Here is a 15,707-nt window from a genome sequence, read left to right on the forward strand (position 1 = left end):
CCCCCATTACCGGTTAATGGGGGGTTAACGGTTTATCCCTAGAATAGCAGGCTGTTCCCCCCGGTATCCTCCTCCCAACGCCTTGATTAAGGCTATATCGCTGCTTACTTGCTGGGCACGAAGATCCACCAGCAGTAGTTGCTGTGTGAGCGTCGTACGTCGTGCTTCCTGCGCCAGATAGAGACTGGTCAGACCGCGCTGATAGTGAGCTTGAACACTGTTGGTGGTTAGCTGTGCGGCGCTAACCTTCTGCTGCTGTAGAGCCACTTGTTGGTTAAGGTCATCCAATTGCTGCGAGGTGATGGCGACGTCTCTTACCGCATCAAACACGGCCTGATTATAGTTTTTAATGAGAATGTTACTGGCAGTACGTACCGACCGTAGGTGGGCATTCAGCCGTCCGCCATCGAATAAGGGTAAATACAGTCCTGGTAAGAAATTAATTTGCTGAAAGGATTGTTTGAGTAGGTCGCCCACACTCAAGGCGTTATACCCCCAGAACGCTTTAATATCGAAATGGGGATAAAACGCGGCCTTTGCCGCCTCCACCCGACTTAACGATGCTTCGACATAATGGCTTAATGCTTGGAGATCGGGCCTACGCGCGAGTAAATCGAATGAGAGAGCCTGTGGAAGGCTCTGCTGTAACTGTGGCCAAGGTTGCTCGGCAATAATCAGCGGTTGCTGACCACTCATCCCAATCAACGCACGCAGCGTTTCACGGTCTTGGACAGTGCGGGTATGCGCGGCTAACAGCTGTTGTTGTGCACTATAGAGTTCTGATTGTGCGGCCGCGATGTTCACATCATCCTCGATACCGCGCGCCGCGCGCTGTTGGTGGGCCTTTAAGGAAAAAGCCGCGATCGCCGCCTGCTCATTTAATAAGGCCGTACGCCGGTAATTCGCCTGGATCGAGAAGTAAAGCTGGGCAATGCTCGAAGCCAGATCGAGCTGTATCCCTGCCGTTTCGGCGAGTTGTGCATTCTGTTCGCCCATCGCCGCGACTACCCCTGCGCGATTCGCTCCCCATAGGTCGATATTCAGATCAGCCCCAACGCCGACCGTATTCAACGTATACCAAGGGCCACGTTTATTGGTCGGTAGCGAGATCGAATACGGCCACGTCGTTTGCCGATCAGTGACGCGCATAACATTCTGCGCCGCTATCGCCGTGGCTTGAACCCCTAAGGTCGATTGTGCGAGATCAACCGACGATTGCGATTGCTGGATCCGTAACTTAGCCGCCTGAAACGTAGGCGAGTTGGCTAAGCCGAGGACTATCAGACTCGAGAGCTGGGGATCATGATAAGCGTCCCACCAGCGTGCTTGCGGCCATTGGCTGTTGGCCAAGTGAATAACGTGTGAAAGTTGTGCCTGTTCAGCCGGTAGCTGTCTTACCTGCGCAGGCTCATCATGAATGAGCGCGCAGCCATTAAGGAGCAACCCACTGAGGACCAGATAGCACCAATTTCTAATCACCATCGAGGTGTTCCTGTGTTAACTGAGGGGAGATGGGCTGCCAATAGCGTAATTGGCGCAAGCTTTCCAGTAGCGCATCCCCATACGGATTGTGGTAGAGCGGCACTGGCAAGGGTGAGATGACTTCTCCGTCGATAGCGTTCGCGTAATTCTGCAACCAATGCGCCAAGTGGTTAAGGAACGGGTCGTCACTCGTCGCATAACGACTATAGCCGCTGACGAGTATCGCCAAGCGTTGTGCGACTTCCAGGCTCTCTTTAATCGGCCATTGGACGGCACAGCGATAGGGATGGGTGGTACTCGCCAATGGCTCAGCATCGAGACGGCTGGCAAGCTCAGTAACTTGTTCTATTTGTTGGTAGATCTGTAATGGAGGGCCATCTGTAGCGCGCTGCGAACAGTAACGCCCGAGTTGCCGATACAGTCGAGCCATGTTCTTTTGCAGTCGCGGTGCATCACTATCCGGCCAGAGATAAAGGTAGACAATCGAGGCGACGATAACACCCAATATAATACCAATAACCCGATCCCGTAGCTCAGTAAGATTACTCATGGGTCCGAATCCGGAGAGAAAGAGTAACGCGAAGGTAAAGCCAAATTGGATCCCCGCGTAAGCGACACGCTCCGACCCTGCCGCTAGCCACGCAGAGAACGCAAAGATAGGCAAGCACATCAGAAGTAACCCAACGATAGTATCGAGATGAGGTTGTATAAAGACCATGCCTATCACGGCGACCACCGCGGCCCCCAATGCGCCCACTACACGTAATCCGGCCTTCTGGTAGGTCGCCCCCAAGCCAGGTTGTGCGACGATGACACAGCTAAGCATGATGGTATGGACGCCCTGCCATGCCGTCGCAGTATAAAAAAGATAACAGAGGAGGCTGGCGAGCAGGGTTTTTAGCGCAAACTGCAGATACAGCGGATTACGCCACGCATCGACGGCCATTAACGGCGGCTTTTCCGTTTGTCCGGGTAACGGCGCGATTGAGCGGGTCACCCTAAATTGTTCACAGAGCTGGCTCAGCTCTTCCAAGATCTTATCCGCTGTCGCAATCGCTACGGGTGAGGAACCGCCTATTTCTCGCTGGCGAGCCTGGGTCGCGAGTTGTCGAAAATGCTCGGCCAACCGGGTCACCTGTTGTGTATCCGCTTTACCGGGATTGACGTGATAAAGCTCTGCCAATGCTAGGCTTTTCAAAGCTAAATTAGAGAGTGAGTACCAACTTTTACTTTTTTCTTTAAAGTCACTATTGGTAAGGCAGGCGAACTTGTAGAGTGATTGTAGCTCGTTAAGCTGCTCAGCGATAAATATGCCAACCGGTTGTTCACCGCTATTAATACCCTGCAATCTGTCCGCCGTCTGTTGGCAAAGCGCCGCGACACGTTGGTAGTACTGGTAATGGGGATAGGCCTGAATGAAGCAAGCATTCACTAACACTGTAACCACTATGGCGACTACCATCGACATCCATAACCAAAGGATTAGCCTGACGATAATCTCGCTCTCCCCAGTCATAGAAGGAAATGTCTGCGCATAGATCAATACTAGCGCCACGACGAAAAAGGCGAGACCGAGTTTTCCCAACACGCGCATAAAGAACATCGCCCAGAAGAAGAGAAATAGCGATGCGACGAGACGGATTAATGGCGTGTCATACGTGTACTTAATGATCAGTAACATGCCGCCTAGCGCCAAGAGAGCGACGACGACGAAGCCTAGCCCTATTCCCGCAGTAAGCACGACATTTTTTTGCGTGACATAAAATACGACGATGATCGCCACCGCTAAGAATGGGAGCTGGAAGCTGAGAAAGAGTAAGGTCAGCAGTAGGCACGATAGCGTAAGCCGCAGCGTGGCAGACTGCCGTTCAGCCGAGCCTTTTAACGCATCATCCAGCCACTGCCGCAATATCATGGTTGAGCAGCGCCAACTGTTAATGTGGCGCTTGCGGAGGCACCTAAGCGAAAGAGATTCGGGTCGGCGTCCGTAATCGCGATCTTTACAGGGAAACGCTGCGATACATGGACCCAGTTGATGCTCTTCTGAATCACGGGTAAGCCTTCAATCACACTATCGCCGCTGGCGAGCACTCCTGCCCCCACTGAGTCGACGCGTCCTGAAAAAGTGCGACGGTGGTCGGTCATCACCCGTACCGTTGCCCGCGTGCCGGGCGCTATATTATTGAGATCCGTCTCTCTAAAATTCGCCACTACATACCAGTGCTCGCTATCGATTAAGGTAAAGATTGGCCTTACCGCCGATGCGAACTGTCCGGTTGTCGTCTTTAATGCCACCACTGTCCCAGAGAAAGGGGCCCGTACTTCAGTACGTTCGAGGTTAATAGTCGCTAACGCAATCTGTGCAAGCGCGCCCTCACGCTGGGCGACCAAGGCATCGACGCCCGATACTGCTGCCGTTGCTTGCTTCGCTTGCAGCAGTGTGGCATTAAGCTCTGCGCGCGCCGCTTTTTCTGCCGTACGCGCCTGGTCAAGCTCCTCTTGCGAGGCAAAACCTTGTGGGACGAGCGGTTCTAAACGCTGACGGGACGAGGTGGTTTGCTGTACCAGCGCCCGCGCCCTCGCCACCGCAGCCGTGACCGACTGCGCATTATATTCCTGTGCCTTAACCGTACGGCCAGTCAACAGTATCTGTGCATCCAAGGCGGCTAATCGCGACTGTGCATCGACTAACATTGCTCGGTACTGCCGGTCATCTATCTTGAACAGAAGCTGACCTTTTTTTACTCGCTGATTATCCCTAATTGGCATCTCGACTATCTGCCCACTCACTTCGGGCACGACATCGATGGTATCCGCATAGATATAGGCATCATTGGTCTGCGGGGAGGTTTGTAAGTAGGCAATAACGCCAATCAACGCCACAATCGCCACGCAGACCACTACTAATAATGGCCATTTTCGTCGAATAAAAGCGGTATTCGATGTTGTCATGATGACTCAACCCATAAAGAAAAGTAGCCATACGATGACGGCGTAGATAAACATTAAGGCCAAATAACTGATGACCAGCGGAGAAAATGGGCGTAGCCACCCTTGGCGAGCTAGCAGGAGATGTGTCGGGATCAATAGAAACGCGCCCGCCAGACTACAGAAGAGCCATGCGGGGAAAGCAGCGCCAAGTACGGGAATAGACGGCGACAGTGTACAGCCAGTCAGTGAACTAGTGAGTAATAGCGTAAGCCCCGTTTTCCATCGATAATCCTGCCGCACAGCGGTTACTCCCTGAGTCCTTGAAGGAGATTGATTGTTAACTTTTTTCGATGAGATTGGAAGAAAAAGTATGGCGGAATCGACTGATAATTGGTTCTTTTATGCCTGACTACCTCGATAGCAACAACGATTATTTTTTAACTTCTATAAGGTATTAGAAATTATGTCATTACGGTGAATATTTTATTATTAACTTTCATACCAAAGCGTGAATTAATAATATATCCCAGCTCCATATACTCAATAATTTTATCCTAGAAATAGAATGACGGCCCTTTCATCGATATATAAAAATAAGAAAGGGATTTCTATTTTAATTATAATTCCTCCTCGCATCCAAAAGAAAACTGGCAATTAAACTCACCCTGTTCAACACTAAGGTGTAATGATCGGTATTGTTGTTCATCGCGGCTTGCGGTCAGTAACTTCTGACTGATTTGTGGTAATAAGGTGTTTGTGAGGATCGCATCGACCATCCGTCCGCCCGACTCCACTTCCGTACAACGTTGGACGATTTGCGTGACAACACTTTCTTCGATGTCGGTCACGATGTGGTGATTCTCCAGTAAGCGTCGCTGAATGCGGGTTAATTGTAAGCGCACGATCTCGCCGAGCATCTGGTCGCTCAGTGGATAATAAGGCACCACTACGAGTCGGCCTAACAACGCAGGTGGAAAGACGTGTAAAAGCGGGTCGCGTAAGGCGGTGGCAAGTGCCTCTGCATCAGGCTGTCGATCAGGATCTGCACACATTTCGGTGACAAGATCAGTTCCCACATTGGAGGTGAGAATGATCAGCGTATTACGAAAATCAATATGCCGCCCTTCACCATCCTCCATCCAACCTTTATCAAATACTTGGAAAAAGATTTCATGGACATCCGGATGCGCCTTTTCAATTTCGTCGAGTAATACCACGCTATAAGGACGACGACGAACGGCCTCGGTTAAGACGCCGCCTTCTCCGTAGCCGACATAACCAGGAGGAGCGCCTTTTAAGGTTGATACGGTGTGGGCTTCTTGGAACTCACTCATATTAATAGTGATGACATTTTGCTCCCCCCCATATAACGATTCAGCCAAGGCTAGGGCGGTTTCCGTTTTACCGACACCGGATGGCCCGCACAGCATAAAGACCCCTACCGGCTTGTTCGGATCATCAAGGCGCGCACGTGAGGTACACACACGCTTAGCAATGAGATCTAGCCCATGGCGTTGACCAATTACCCGCTGATTAAGGGTATCCGCGAGATTTAATACCGCATCGATATCGTTTTTAACCATGCGCCCTAAGGGAATACCGGTCCAATCTGACACGACGGCAGCCACGACGTTTTCATCCACCGCGGCAAATAATAGTGGGACTTCCCCCTGTAGCTCGGTCAATTGCTGCTGTGTCGCCAGTAATTGCTGGCGAAGCTCGCCTAGCGCCTCAGGCTTCGCTTGGTGAAGCTGCGCGCGTAGCGCAATAAGCTGACTCACTAACGCTTTCTCTTGCTGGCAACGTGATGCCAACGCCTCGCACTCAGCGTGCTGAGCCTCTAGTACACGCTCTAGCTGCTCGACGCGCCGATCCTCCCCTAGCGCGACACAGGCCTCCCGTTTGGCAATCTCGATCTCGACCTCAAGGGCCGTAATCTGCTGGCGACAGTCGTCGAGTTGCGCGGGAGGGGCACTCTGACTGACCGCGACGCGAGCGCAGGCAGTATCCAATAAGGCAATCGCTTTATCGGGGAGTTGACGAGCGGGTATATAACGGTGAGAGAGCTTCACCGCTGCCGTGACTGCTTCATCCAATAGCAGAACGTGATGATGTTTTTCTAACGGCGAGACCGTGCTACGTAGCATAAGAACCGCTTTGCTTTCATCCGGTTCAGGGACTTGAAGTGGTTGAAAACGCCGTGTCAGTGCAGGATCTTTCTCAATATATTTTTTATATTCTGCCCAGGTGGTTGCGCCAATCGTCCGCAACTGGCCTCGTGCCAACGCAGGTTTAAGTAAATTGGCCGCATCCCCCGTCCCTTGCTGCCCCCCCGCACCGACCAGGGTGTGAATTTCATCAATAAACAGAATGATCGGTGTTGCACTGGATTGCACTTCATTGATCAACGATTGCAAACGTGCTTCGAATTCTCCCCTCATCCCCGCGCCGGCTTGTAATAGACCGATATCGATCAACCACAGCTGAACATTTTGTAAGGGTTCGGGAACATCGCCTGCTGCGATACGGCGCGCAAAGCCTTCTACCACAGCCGTTTTACCCACCCCAGCTTCACCGGTCAGTAGCGGGTTATTTTGTCGACGCCGCATTAAGATATCGATCAGTTGACGAATTTCTTCATCACGTCCGACAACCGGATCAATCTTCCCGTCGCGCGCACGCTGAGTCATATCTTGTCCATACTGAGCCAGCGTCTGGGTTGCTGTGGGGCCGCCATGCGCTGGCACAGGCTCGATCGAGACCTGCTGCGCTTCTTTACTCGGCGCCAGTAGCGTAGTGAACTGTTCACTTAACAGTTCCACATTGATGCGCGTGAATTGAGGCGAGATCCCCCTTAGAACGGTGGCGAGATTCCACGTTTTCAGGATCCCGATCAGTAAATGCCCGGTCCGTAGACGACTCACGCCGAATTTGAGCGACCCTATGACCCAGGCACGTTCTACCGCGCTGTCGATATGCTCTGACAAATCGGAGACAGAACTCGCGCCACGCGGTAATGCCTCTAACCCGGTAATAATGTCGCGGGTTAATGCGGCCTCATCTAATGCGAAGTGCTGGATGATCAGCTGTAGGTCGCCTTCTTGCTGCTGCATTAATTGATGCAACCAATGCACTAGCTCTACATAAGGATTGCCTCGCAACTTACAAAATGCCGTCGCACTCTCTAACGAGGAAAAAAGTAAAGGTTCTAGTTTGCCGAAAAGAACGGCTCGACTAATTTCAGACATATTCAGTTCCATTGAAAATGATTAAGTAAGCAGCGGTACGCGCTCCTATCGAGATAGCACGGTAGAGAATAATTTTTTAATTAATAAAACGATAATATTTGTAGATTAATTGATTTTTTTAGTGCAACCCAACTAGCTTAATAGAAACTGGTAACAATGAATAATAGACTATTACATCTTCCTTATTTTACTCGGCCACCAATCTTAATAACTAAGATATATTTTAGATAAATAATGAGAATAAATTTAATTATTAGATAGAAACGAGGCGGATAGATTAAATCTTATTGGACATCGCGGATAGGGGAAGACTTATTAGCACTGATAATAAAAACCCCCGCAGTAACGGGGGCTTGTCGAGGATATTTTTGTAATGCTTATTAAAACGGAATATCGTCGTCAAAGTCCATTGGCGGCTCATTTCCACCAGCAGGTGCCTTAGGAGACTGTGGAGCTTGTCCACCACCGCTAAATTGCGCGCCGGAAGATTGAGGCTGTTGAGGCTGACCCCAGCCATTATTATTGTTCGGCGCACCGCCGCCTTGAGGCGCCGCATTGCCACCTTGGCGTCCGCCTAGCATTTGCATGGTACCACCAACATTCACCACGACTTCGGTGGTATAACGCTCTTGGCCACCTTGGTCCTGCCATTTACGCGTACGCAGTTGGCCTTCGATGTAAACTTGAGAGCCTTTACGCAGGTATTCACCTGCCACTTCTGCCAATTTTCCAAATAGCACAACACGGTGCCATTCTGTAATCTCTTTATTTTCACCGGTTTGCTTATCACGCCAGCTTTCAGAGGTGGCCAGTGTAATGTTAGTCACTGCTCCTCCGTTTGGCATATACCGAACTTCTGGATCTTGACCCAAGTTACCGACAAGAATCACTTTGTTTACGCCGCGACTGGCCATTGCACTCTCTCCTGATGAAAAATTATACAGATACTATCTAACGGATGATAGCACGTCACTGCTTGCATTGGGTAGTTTAGAGCAACTGCACAAACTCAATCATTATAACAGAAACTACTGGATATTTATTCAGGTTATTTTTTGTGCCATACTATAGAGTCTGCTTGAAATCGATGCAGAGCGATGTCATCTCAGCGTATAGGCAATCAAATTGGGAAATGTGAATGGATAAGATCGAAGTACGGGGTGCACGAACCCATAATTTAAAAAATATCAACCTCACCATCCCTCGTGACAAGCTAGTGGTTGTCACTGGTCTTTCTGGATCAGGTAAATCCTCGCTGGCCTTCGATACCCTTTACGCCGAAGGACAGCGCCGCTACGTCGAATCACTCTCGGCCTATGCGCGGCAATTTCTTTCATTGATGGAAAAGCCCGACGTCGATCATATCGAGGGGCTCTCCCCCGCTATTTCGATCGAACAAAAGTCGACATCCCATAACCCGCGCTCGACCGTGGGGACCATCACCGAGATCCATGACTATCTGCGACTCCTCTTCGCACGGGTGGGGGAACCTCGCTGCCCAACGCACCATCAGCCTCTTGCGGCCCAAACGGTTAGCCAGATGGTTGACCAAGTATTACAACAGCCGGAAGGACAGCGGTTAATGTTGCTCGCCCCAATCATTAAAGATCGTAAGGGTGAGCACGTTAAGACGCTAGAAAGCCTTGCAGCGCAGGGCTACATTCGTGCACGGATCGATGGCGAAGTCTGTGATCTTTCCGATCCACCTAAACTTGAGTTACAAAAGAAGCATAGCATCGAAGTGGTCGTGGATCGTTTTAAGGTTCGCGACGACATCGGTACGCGCTTGGCGGAATCCTTCGAGACCACCCTCACCTTGTCAGGCGGCACCGCGATTGTAGCGGATATGGACGATAGCAAAGCCGAAGAGCTGCTCTTTTCCGCGAACTTTGCCTGTCCTGTGTGTGGCTATAGCATGCGTGAGCTGGAGCCTCGTCTCTTCTCGTTTAATAACCCGGCGGGCGCGTGCCAGACTTGTGATGGCCTAGGCGTGCAACAATATTTCGATCCTGAACGCGTGATCCAAAACCGTGAAATTTCGTTAGCGAACGGTGCTATTCGCGGCTGGGATCGTCGTAACTTCTATTATTACCAGATGCTACGCTCCCTCAGCGATCACTATAAATTCGATGTCGAAGCCCCTTTTGAATCGCTAGATGCAGAGACGCAGAAAGTGATTCTGTATGGTTCGGGTAAAACCAATATCGAATTTAAGTATGTCAACGATCGTGGAGATACCTCCGTTCGACGCCACCCTTTCGAAGGCGTGTTACACAATATGGAACGGCGCTATAAAGAGACCGAATCGAACGCGGTTCGTGAAGAGTTAGCGAAGTTTATTAGCAACTGTGCGTGTAGCAGCTGCCACGGTACGAGGTTGAAAGAAGAAGCGCGTAACGTCTTCGTTACGGAGAAGACATTACCCGAGATATCAGAAATGAGCATCGGCCACGCGAGCGACTTCTTTGAACACTTAGCGCTAAGCGGTCAGAAAGCGCAAATTGCCGACAAGATCCTAAAAGAGATCCGTGAGCGCCTAGGCTTCCTGGTCAATGTCGGCCTGAACTACTTATCGTTATCCCGTTCGGCAGAGACGCTGTCCGGCGGCGAAGCACAGCGTATCCGCTTAGCCAGCCAAATTGGTGCGGGGCTGGTCGGCGTGATGTACGTCCTTGATGAGCCTTCTATCGGCCTACATCAACGCGATAACGAACGATTACTGAGCACCCTTATCCACCTACGTGACTTGGGGAATACGGTCATCGTGGTAGAACACGATGAGGATGCGATCCGTGCCGCCGACCATGTCATCGATATTGGCCCTGGGGCCGGTGTGCATGGTGGATCTGTCGTCGCCGAAGGCAATGTACATCAGATTATGGCTAATGAGGCCTCTCTGACCGGTCAATACCTGAGTGGTAAGAAGGCTATCGAAGTGCCAAAGGAGCGCGTGAAGGCTGATCCCGAGAAAACATTACGCATCGCTGGCGCACGCGGTAACAATTTAAAAAATGTCACACTATCACTGCCTGTCGGGCTCTTCACTTGTGTCACAGGGGTATCGGGGTCCGGTAAATCGACGTTGATCAACGATACGCTCTTCCCGATCGCCCAGCGTCAGCTCAATGGTGCAACGATCGCCGAGCCGGCTCCTTACCATGAGGTGAAGGGGCTGGAACATTTCGATAAAGTGATCGATATTGACCAAAGCCCGATCGGTAGGACACCACGATCCAACCCAGCGACCTATACCGGTATTTTCACCCCGGTACGTGAGCTATTTGCTGGCGTTCCTGAAGCACGCTCGCGGGGTTATACTCCGGGTCGTTTCAGTTTCAATGTTAAGGGTGGGCGCTGCGAGGCATGTCAGGGCGATGGCGTCATTAAAGTGGAGATGCACTTCTTACCAGACGTGTATGTCCCATGTGATCAATGCCAAGGTAAGCGTTATAACCGCGAGACACTGGAAATAAAGTATAAAGGGAAGAACATTCACGAAGTGCTGGATATGACTATCGAAGAGGCTAAAGACTTTTTCGAGGCGGTTCCCGCGCTCGCCCGTAAATTGCAGACCTTAATCAGTGTAGGGCTCTCTTACATTCGCTTAGGCCAGTCGGCGACGACCTTATCTGGCGGTGAAGCACAGCGGGTTAAGTTATCTCGCGAGCTCTCTAAACGTGGCACTGGCCAGACGCTGTATATTCTCGACGAACCGACGACTGGGCTACATTTTGCCGATATCCAACAGCTGTTAGTGGTCCTCCACCAGCTGCGAGATCAGGGGAATACCATTGTCGTGATCGAACATAACCTGGATGTGGTAAAAACTGCAGACTGGATTGTCGATCTCGGCCCTGAAGGCGGTAGTGGTGGCGGTGAGATCCTGATCGCTGGATCGCCAGAGACGGTCGCGGAATGTGAACAGTCTCATACCGCACGCTTCTTGAAACCTTTACTCAACAAATAATGTTAGCGGCCCAGCGTGTCTGGGCTTTTTTTCGCAACGATGAGGAGCCATCATGGCAGATATTAATGCTTATGCAGCACAGGATGAGAAATCACCCCTAACCCCTTTTCATTATTCATCTCGGGATGTGCGCGATAACGACGTCAAAATTGAGATTTTATACTGCGGCGTCTGTCACTCTGATTTGCATATGGCGCGTAACGAGTGGAAAAGTACGCAATACCCTATCGTCCCGGGCCATGAAATCGTTGGACGCATTATTGAGGCTGGCGCGTCAGCCAAAAAATTCAAACAGGGTGATCTCGTCGGGGTCGGGTGTATGGTCGACTCCTGCCGTACCTGTTCAAGCTGTGAAGAGGGCGAGGAAAACTATTGTGAAAATGGTTTCGTGGCCACCTACAACAGTAAGGATCGTCATTCAGAAGCCATTACTTATGGCGGCTATGCAACCGATATTGTGGTCGACCAAGACTTTGTACTGAAAGTCCCTGAAAACCTCGATCCGGCCGGTGTCGCTCCTTTACTTTGTGCAGGGGTCACTACCTATTCTCCTCTACGCCATTGGAATGTCGGCCCTGGCCAAAAAGTCGGGATTGTTGGATTAGGCGGTCTCGGCCATATGGGGGTTAAGTTAGCCCATGCGATGGGTGCCAAGGTCGTGCTCTTCACCACTTCCGCCTCGAAAATCGAAGATGGGAAGCGCTTAGGGGCTGATGAAGTCGTGATCTCCAAAGATGCTGAGCAGATGGAAGCGCAAGTGAATAGCTTCGATCTAATCCTTAATACCGTTGCCGCACAGCACGACTTAACGCAGTTTATCCGTTTGCTGAAACGTGATGGGCACTTAGCGTTAGTGGGGGTTCCAGAGCATGATCACCCCGCACCGAGCGTCGCCGAGTTAGTCTTTAAACGCCGAACTGTAGGGGGCTCGCTCATCGGGAGTATCGCGGAAACTCAAGAGATGCTCGATTTCTGTGGCGAGCATAATATCACGGCGGATATTGAGTTAATCACTATCGACCAAATCAACGAAGCCTACGAGCGCATGCTTAAAAGCGATGTGAAGTATCGTTTTGTGATCGATAATAACTCACTAAGAAAGTAAGCCATTACTTACCGTTCCCCACCAGGGGAACGGTATTTCTTCTACACCTCGCCCTGTAGTGTGGCGATAATCCTACGTCCACCGCCGTGAAAGCGATGCTCTCCCAGCCAGATCCCTTGCCACGTCCCCAACATCACTTTTCCCCGTGAGATCGGCAATACCAACGAGACACCCAATAATGAGGATTTAATATGCGCCGGCATATCGTCCGCCCCCTCATAATCATGTTGATAAGTGGCATTGTCTGGAACAGTTCGTAGAAAATGCTGTTCCATATCTGCACGCACGGTCTGATCACAGTTTTCGTTGAGTGTTAGTGACGCGGAAGTATGTTGAAGCAGAAGATGGAGTTGCCCAACTTTAATGCTGGCCACTTCAGGGAGTGCCGACAGGATCTCATCGGTAATCAGATGAAAACCACGTTTTTTCTCTGTTAGTTGAATCAGTTGTTGATACCACATTGTTCTCTCCTTCCTCTCTTTCTGTCCTCGAAGTGTAGCAAATCAGTGGCTTACCTTAGTATTCGATACGCTCAATTCAGTATTACGGATATTTTCGAAAAAAAATAACTAACCGTGATAATGAGTTAGCGTTAACTTTTTCGTACAAAGAAAATTGAACTAATTCTCGCTATTGATAATAAAAATAATTATCACTATGATTCGCTATCGCTTAATAACTAAGCGTGATGACACAGCAGTGATCACAGATTAACCATTATAATTACAATTAGGTAAGACACATGACATCGCGATTTTTTACCATGGGGAATAAGCTCTCGGCATTGTCTTTGCTGAGCGCAGCAATTGGGTTAGCACTCACTACTGGCCTAGCCAGAGCTGACGATGCTGCCGTACAAACACTGACCGTTTCTGGCCAGAACCAGAACGGGAATGATAGCGCTACAGATCAAGATAGTCATCGCTATACCGTTCCTATCACGCGCAGCGGTACCAAGATGAACCTGACGAATAGAGATATTCCTCAGTCGGTAAGCGTTATTACTGAGCAGCGAATGAAGGATCAAGATCTACGTACATTAAATGATGTGCTTAAGCAAAGCCCGGGTATCTCTTCAAATCAGAGCGATAGCGAGCGCTACTCTTATTTTGCTCGCGGGTTCTATATCAATAATTATAGCTACGATGATATTCCCGTCACACAAACCGCGCCGTGGAACTTTGGTGAAACCGACGATGATATGGCGAAGTATCAGCGCGTCGATGTGATTCGTGGAGCGAGCGGACTCATGTCAGGCACGGGTAACCCTTCTGCGACTATTAACTTAATCAGAAAGAAAGCAGAGAGTAAAACGTTTACCGGCGATCTGAGTGCCAGTTATGGCAGTTGGAATAATCAACGCTATGTGGCTGATCTGCAGGGCCCTCTCAACGAAAGTGGGACATTACGTGGCCGCTTCGTGAGCGGTTATCAGGATCAAGACAGTAATTTAGATCGCTACCATAAATCGTCGAAATTCTTCTATACCGATATCGCTGCCGACCTTACCGATAACACGACGTTAGACATCGGTTATGACTACCAAGAACGAAATACGGGTAACCCTACGTGGGGCGGCTTACCTACGTGGTATACCAATGGTGATAAAACCCATTACAGTCGCAGCACCAACCCCGCCGCCGATTGGACACACTACAATACGCTGGCGCGTAGACAATTCGCAAATCTAGTTACCCGCTTTGATAATGGCTGGGAAACGCATATCAATGCCATGCATGGCGAGACGCAGATGGATAGCCGGCTATTTTACTTAAGCGGTTTCCCTGACCAAACAACCGGTATGTTACAGTCTACCGGCTATGGTTATGCTGGCTGGTATAAGGGGATCCGTACGCAAACCGCCGTCGATGCTTTTGCGACAGGTCCCTTTAAACTATTTGGTCGCCAACATCAGCTCGTTGCTGGCGTCGATTACAGCCGTCAACGTAACCGCTATGATTATTCTACTGCGATGTATACGCCTGAGCAGCTGGGTAACTACAATCAGTGGGACGGTAATATTGCACAACCCGATTGGCCAGCGTGGGCGCTGTCGTCTAGCGATACCATCCGTCAGCGCTCGGGTTATGTCGCGGCACGCTTCTCGTTAGCCGATCCGCTCTCTTTGGTGGCGGGAATGCGTTATACGGAATACACCACTAATGGCACTAGCGCGACTATGCAAAAAAATAACCTCACGCCTTACGGTGGGTTAGTTTACGACCTTAACGACTGGCTTTCTGCTTATGCCAGTTATACATCGATCTTCCAACCCCAGACCTATCGTGACCGTACGGGCCATTACTTAAAACCAGTGACCGGTAAAAACTACGAAACAGGGTTGAAGGCTGATTGGTTAGATAGCCGCTTAACTTCAACCTTATCGGTATTCCGTATCGAGCAAACCAATCTTGGTCAAGAGATCACCGGGCAATATGTCAACAACAGTAGTGAGACGGCTTACCGAGCGGCTAATGGTGTTGTCAGTCGCGGCGTCGAATTTGAGGTAAATGGTGCAGTGACCGATAATTTAAATATGACATTCAGCGCCTCACGCTATGTCGCACAAGATAGCAGCAAAGATCGGATCAACCCACAGCTACCGCAGACGCAGTTTAAGCTATTCTCTAGCTACTTGGTTCCCGCAATGCCTGACCTGACCATCGGTGGTGGAATAACTTGGCAAAATGCCACCTACCAAGAGGCTACTGGGCCAAACGGCAATACGGTGCGTGTTGTTCGAGGTAGCTACCCGCTTGCAGATCTCTTTGCGCGCTATCAGCTGACACGCCAGCTTTCAGTACAGGCTAACGTGAAAAACCTCTTCAACCGCGACTACGAGAGTAATTTGAGCGATTACGTCGTGTACGGTGAATCACGTAACTACTCAGTTAACCTCAACTACCATTTCTAATTTTTCTAGAGGGGGAGTCGATTCCCCCTCTTTCCCATTATCACTAGGTAAAAAACCTAG

10 protein-coding genes are annotated in these 15,707 nt (G+C 50.2%); 3 read left to right on the forward strand and 7 right to left on the reverse strand.

Going from position 1 to position 15,707, the window contains the following annotated elements; translation table 11 throughout:
* Nucleotides 1-24: 24 nt before the first annotated feature.
* The 6 genes from HGT70_RS09220 to HGT70_RS09245 all read right to left on the reverse strand — a co-directional run bounded on the left by HGT70_RS09220 (nucleotide 25) and on the right by HGT70_RS09245 (nucleotide 8,575).
* A complete protein-coding gene (locus HGT70_RS09220) occupies nucleotides 25-1,482 on the reverse strand; it encodes an MdtP family multidrug efflux transporter outer membrane subunit (protein WP_214195661.1) in 1,458 nt (485 codons plus the stop codon).
* A complete protein-coding gene (locus HGT70_RS09225; RefSeq protein ID WP_214195662.1) occupies nucleotides 1,472-3,397 on the reverse strand; it encodes an FUSC family protein in 1,926 nt (641 codons plus the stop codon). The genes HGT70_RS09220 and HGT70_RS09225 overlap by 11 nt, the downstream gene beginning before the upstream one ends.
* Complete coding sequence (mdtN, locus tag HGT70_RS09230) at nucleotides 3,394-4,434, reverse strand: multidrug transporter subunit MdtN (RefSeq protein ID WP_214195663.1); 1,041 nt, start codon at nucleotides 4,432-4,434, stop codon at nucleotides 3,394-3,396. Before mdtN ends, HGT70_RS09225 begins: the two co-directional genes overlap by 4 nt.
* A gap of 6 nt (nucleotides 4,435-4,440) precedes the next feature.
* Nucleotides 4,441-4,713 (reverse strand): YtcA family lipoprotein, encoded by a 273-nt coding sequence (locus HGT70_RS09235; RefSeq protein WP_214195664.1) that lies wholly within the window; start codon nucleotides 4,711-4,713, stop codon nucleotides 4,441-4,443.
* Nucleotides 4,714-5,030: 317 nt separating this feature from the next.
* Nucleotides 5,031-7,661, reverse strand: coding sequence for a type VI secretion system ATPase TssH (gene tssH / locus HGT70_RS09240; protein ID WP_214195665.1), 2,631 nt, complete (start codon nucleotides 7,659-7,661; stop codon nucleotides 5,031-5,033).
* A gap of 380 nt (nucleotides 7,662-8,041) precedes the next feature.
* Nucleotides 8,042-8,575, reverse strand: coding sequence for a single-stranded DNA-binding protein (locus tag HGT70_RS09245; RefSeq protein ID WP_071432395.1), 534 nt, complete (start codon nucleotides 8,573-8,575; stop codon nucleotides 8,042-8,044).
* A 224-nt stretch (nucleotides 8,576-8,799) separates the two neighbouring features.
* Between HGT70_RS09245 and uvrA the strand changes: the two genes are divergently transcribed.
* On the forward strand, nucleotides 8,800-11,628 hold the full coding sequence (gene uvrA, locus HGT70_RS09250) for an excinuclease ABC subunit UvrA (protein WP_071432396.1): 2,829 nt from the start codon (nucleotides 8,800-8,802) through the stop codon (nucleotides 11,626-11,628).
* A 52-nt stretch (nucleotides 11,629-11,680) separates the two neighbouring features.
* A complete protein-coding gene (locus HGT70_RS09255; RefSeq protein ID WP_071432398.1) occupies nucleotides 11,681-12,733 on the forward strand; it encodes an NAD(P)-dependent alcohol dehydrogenase in 1,053 nt (350 codons plus the stop codon).
* Nucleotides 12,734-12,774: 41 nt separating this feature from the next.
* Here HGT70_RS09255 and HGT70_RS09260 read toward each other — a convergent pair whose 3' ends face one another.
* The gene (locus tag HGT70_RS09260) at nucleotides 12,775-13,194 is read right to left on the reverse strand and encodes a secondary thiamine-phosphate synthase enzyme YjbQ (RefSeq protein WP_071432400.1); all 420 of its coding nucleotides are present in this window, start codon (nucleotides 13,192-13,194) and stop codon (nucleotides 12,775-12,777) included.
* A gap of 281 nt (nucleotides 13,195-13,475) precedes the next feature.
* Here HGT70_RS09260 and fhuE point away from each other — a divergent pair, with 281 nt between their 5' ends.
* Complete coding sequence (gene fhuE / locus HGT70_RS09265) at nucleotides 13,476-15,647, forward strand: ferric-rhodotorulic acid/ferric-coprogen receptor FhuE (RefSeq protein WP_214195666.1); 2,172 nt, start codon at nucleotides 13,476-13,478, stop codon at nucleotides 15,645-15,647.
* Nucleotides 15,648-15,707: the final 60 nt, after the last annotated feature.

The sequence above is a fragment of the Rosenbergiella collisarenosi genome, from assembly GCF_018494085.1.
Classification (GTDB): domain Bacteria; phylum Pseudomonadota; class Gammaproteobacteria; order Enterobacterales; family Enterobacteriaceae; genus Rosenbergiella; species Rosenbergiella collisarenosi.

What these genes read in the sequence shown, in the direction of transcription:
- tssH (WP_214195665.1), bottom strand. Translation starts at nt 7,661, where the DNA reads ATGTCTGAAATTAGTCGAGCCGTTCTTTTCGGCAAACTAGAACCTTTA.
- mdtN (WP_214195663.1), bottom strand. Translation starts at nt 4,434, where the DNA reads ATGACAACATCGAATACCGCTTTTATTCGACGAAAATGGCCATTATTA.
- HGT70_RS09255 (WP_071432398.1), top strand. Translation starts at nt 11,681, where the DNA reads ATGGCAGATATTAATGCTTATGCAGCACAGGATGAGAAATCACCCCTA.
- HGT70_RS09225 (WP_214195662.1), bottom strand. Translation starts at nt 3,397, where the DNA reads ATGATATTGCGGCAGTGGCTGGATGATGCGTTAAAAGGCTCGGCTGAA.
- fhuE (WP_214195666.1), top strand. Translation starts at nt 13,476, where the DNA reads ATGACATCGCGATTTTTTACCATGGGGAATAAGCTCTCGGCATTGTCT.
- HGT70_RS09260 (WP_071432400.1), bottom strand. Translation starts at nt 13,194, where the DNA reads ATGTGGTATCAACAACTGATTCAACTAACAGAGAAAAAACGTGGTTTT.
- HGT70_RS09220 (WP_214195661.1), bottom strand. Translation starts at nt 1,482, where the DNA reads ATGGTGATTAGAAATTGGTGCTATCTGGTCCTCAGTGGGTTGCTCCTT.
- HGT70_RS09245 (WP_071432395.1), bottom strand. Translation starts at nt 8,575, where the DNA reads ATGGCCAGTCGCGGCGTAAACAAAGTGATTCTTGTCGGTAACTTGGGT.
- uvrA (WP_071432396.1), top strand. Translation starts at nt 8,800, where the DNA reads ATGGATAAGATCGAAGTACGGGGTGCACGAACCCATAATTTAAAAAAT.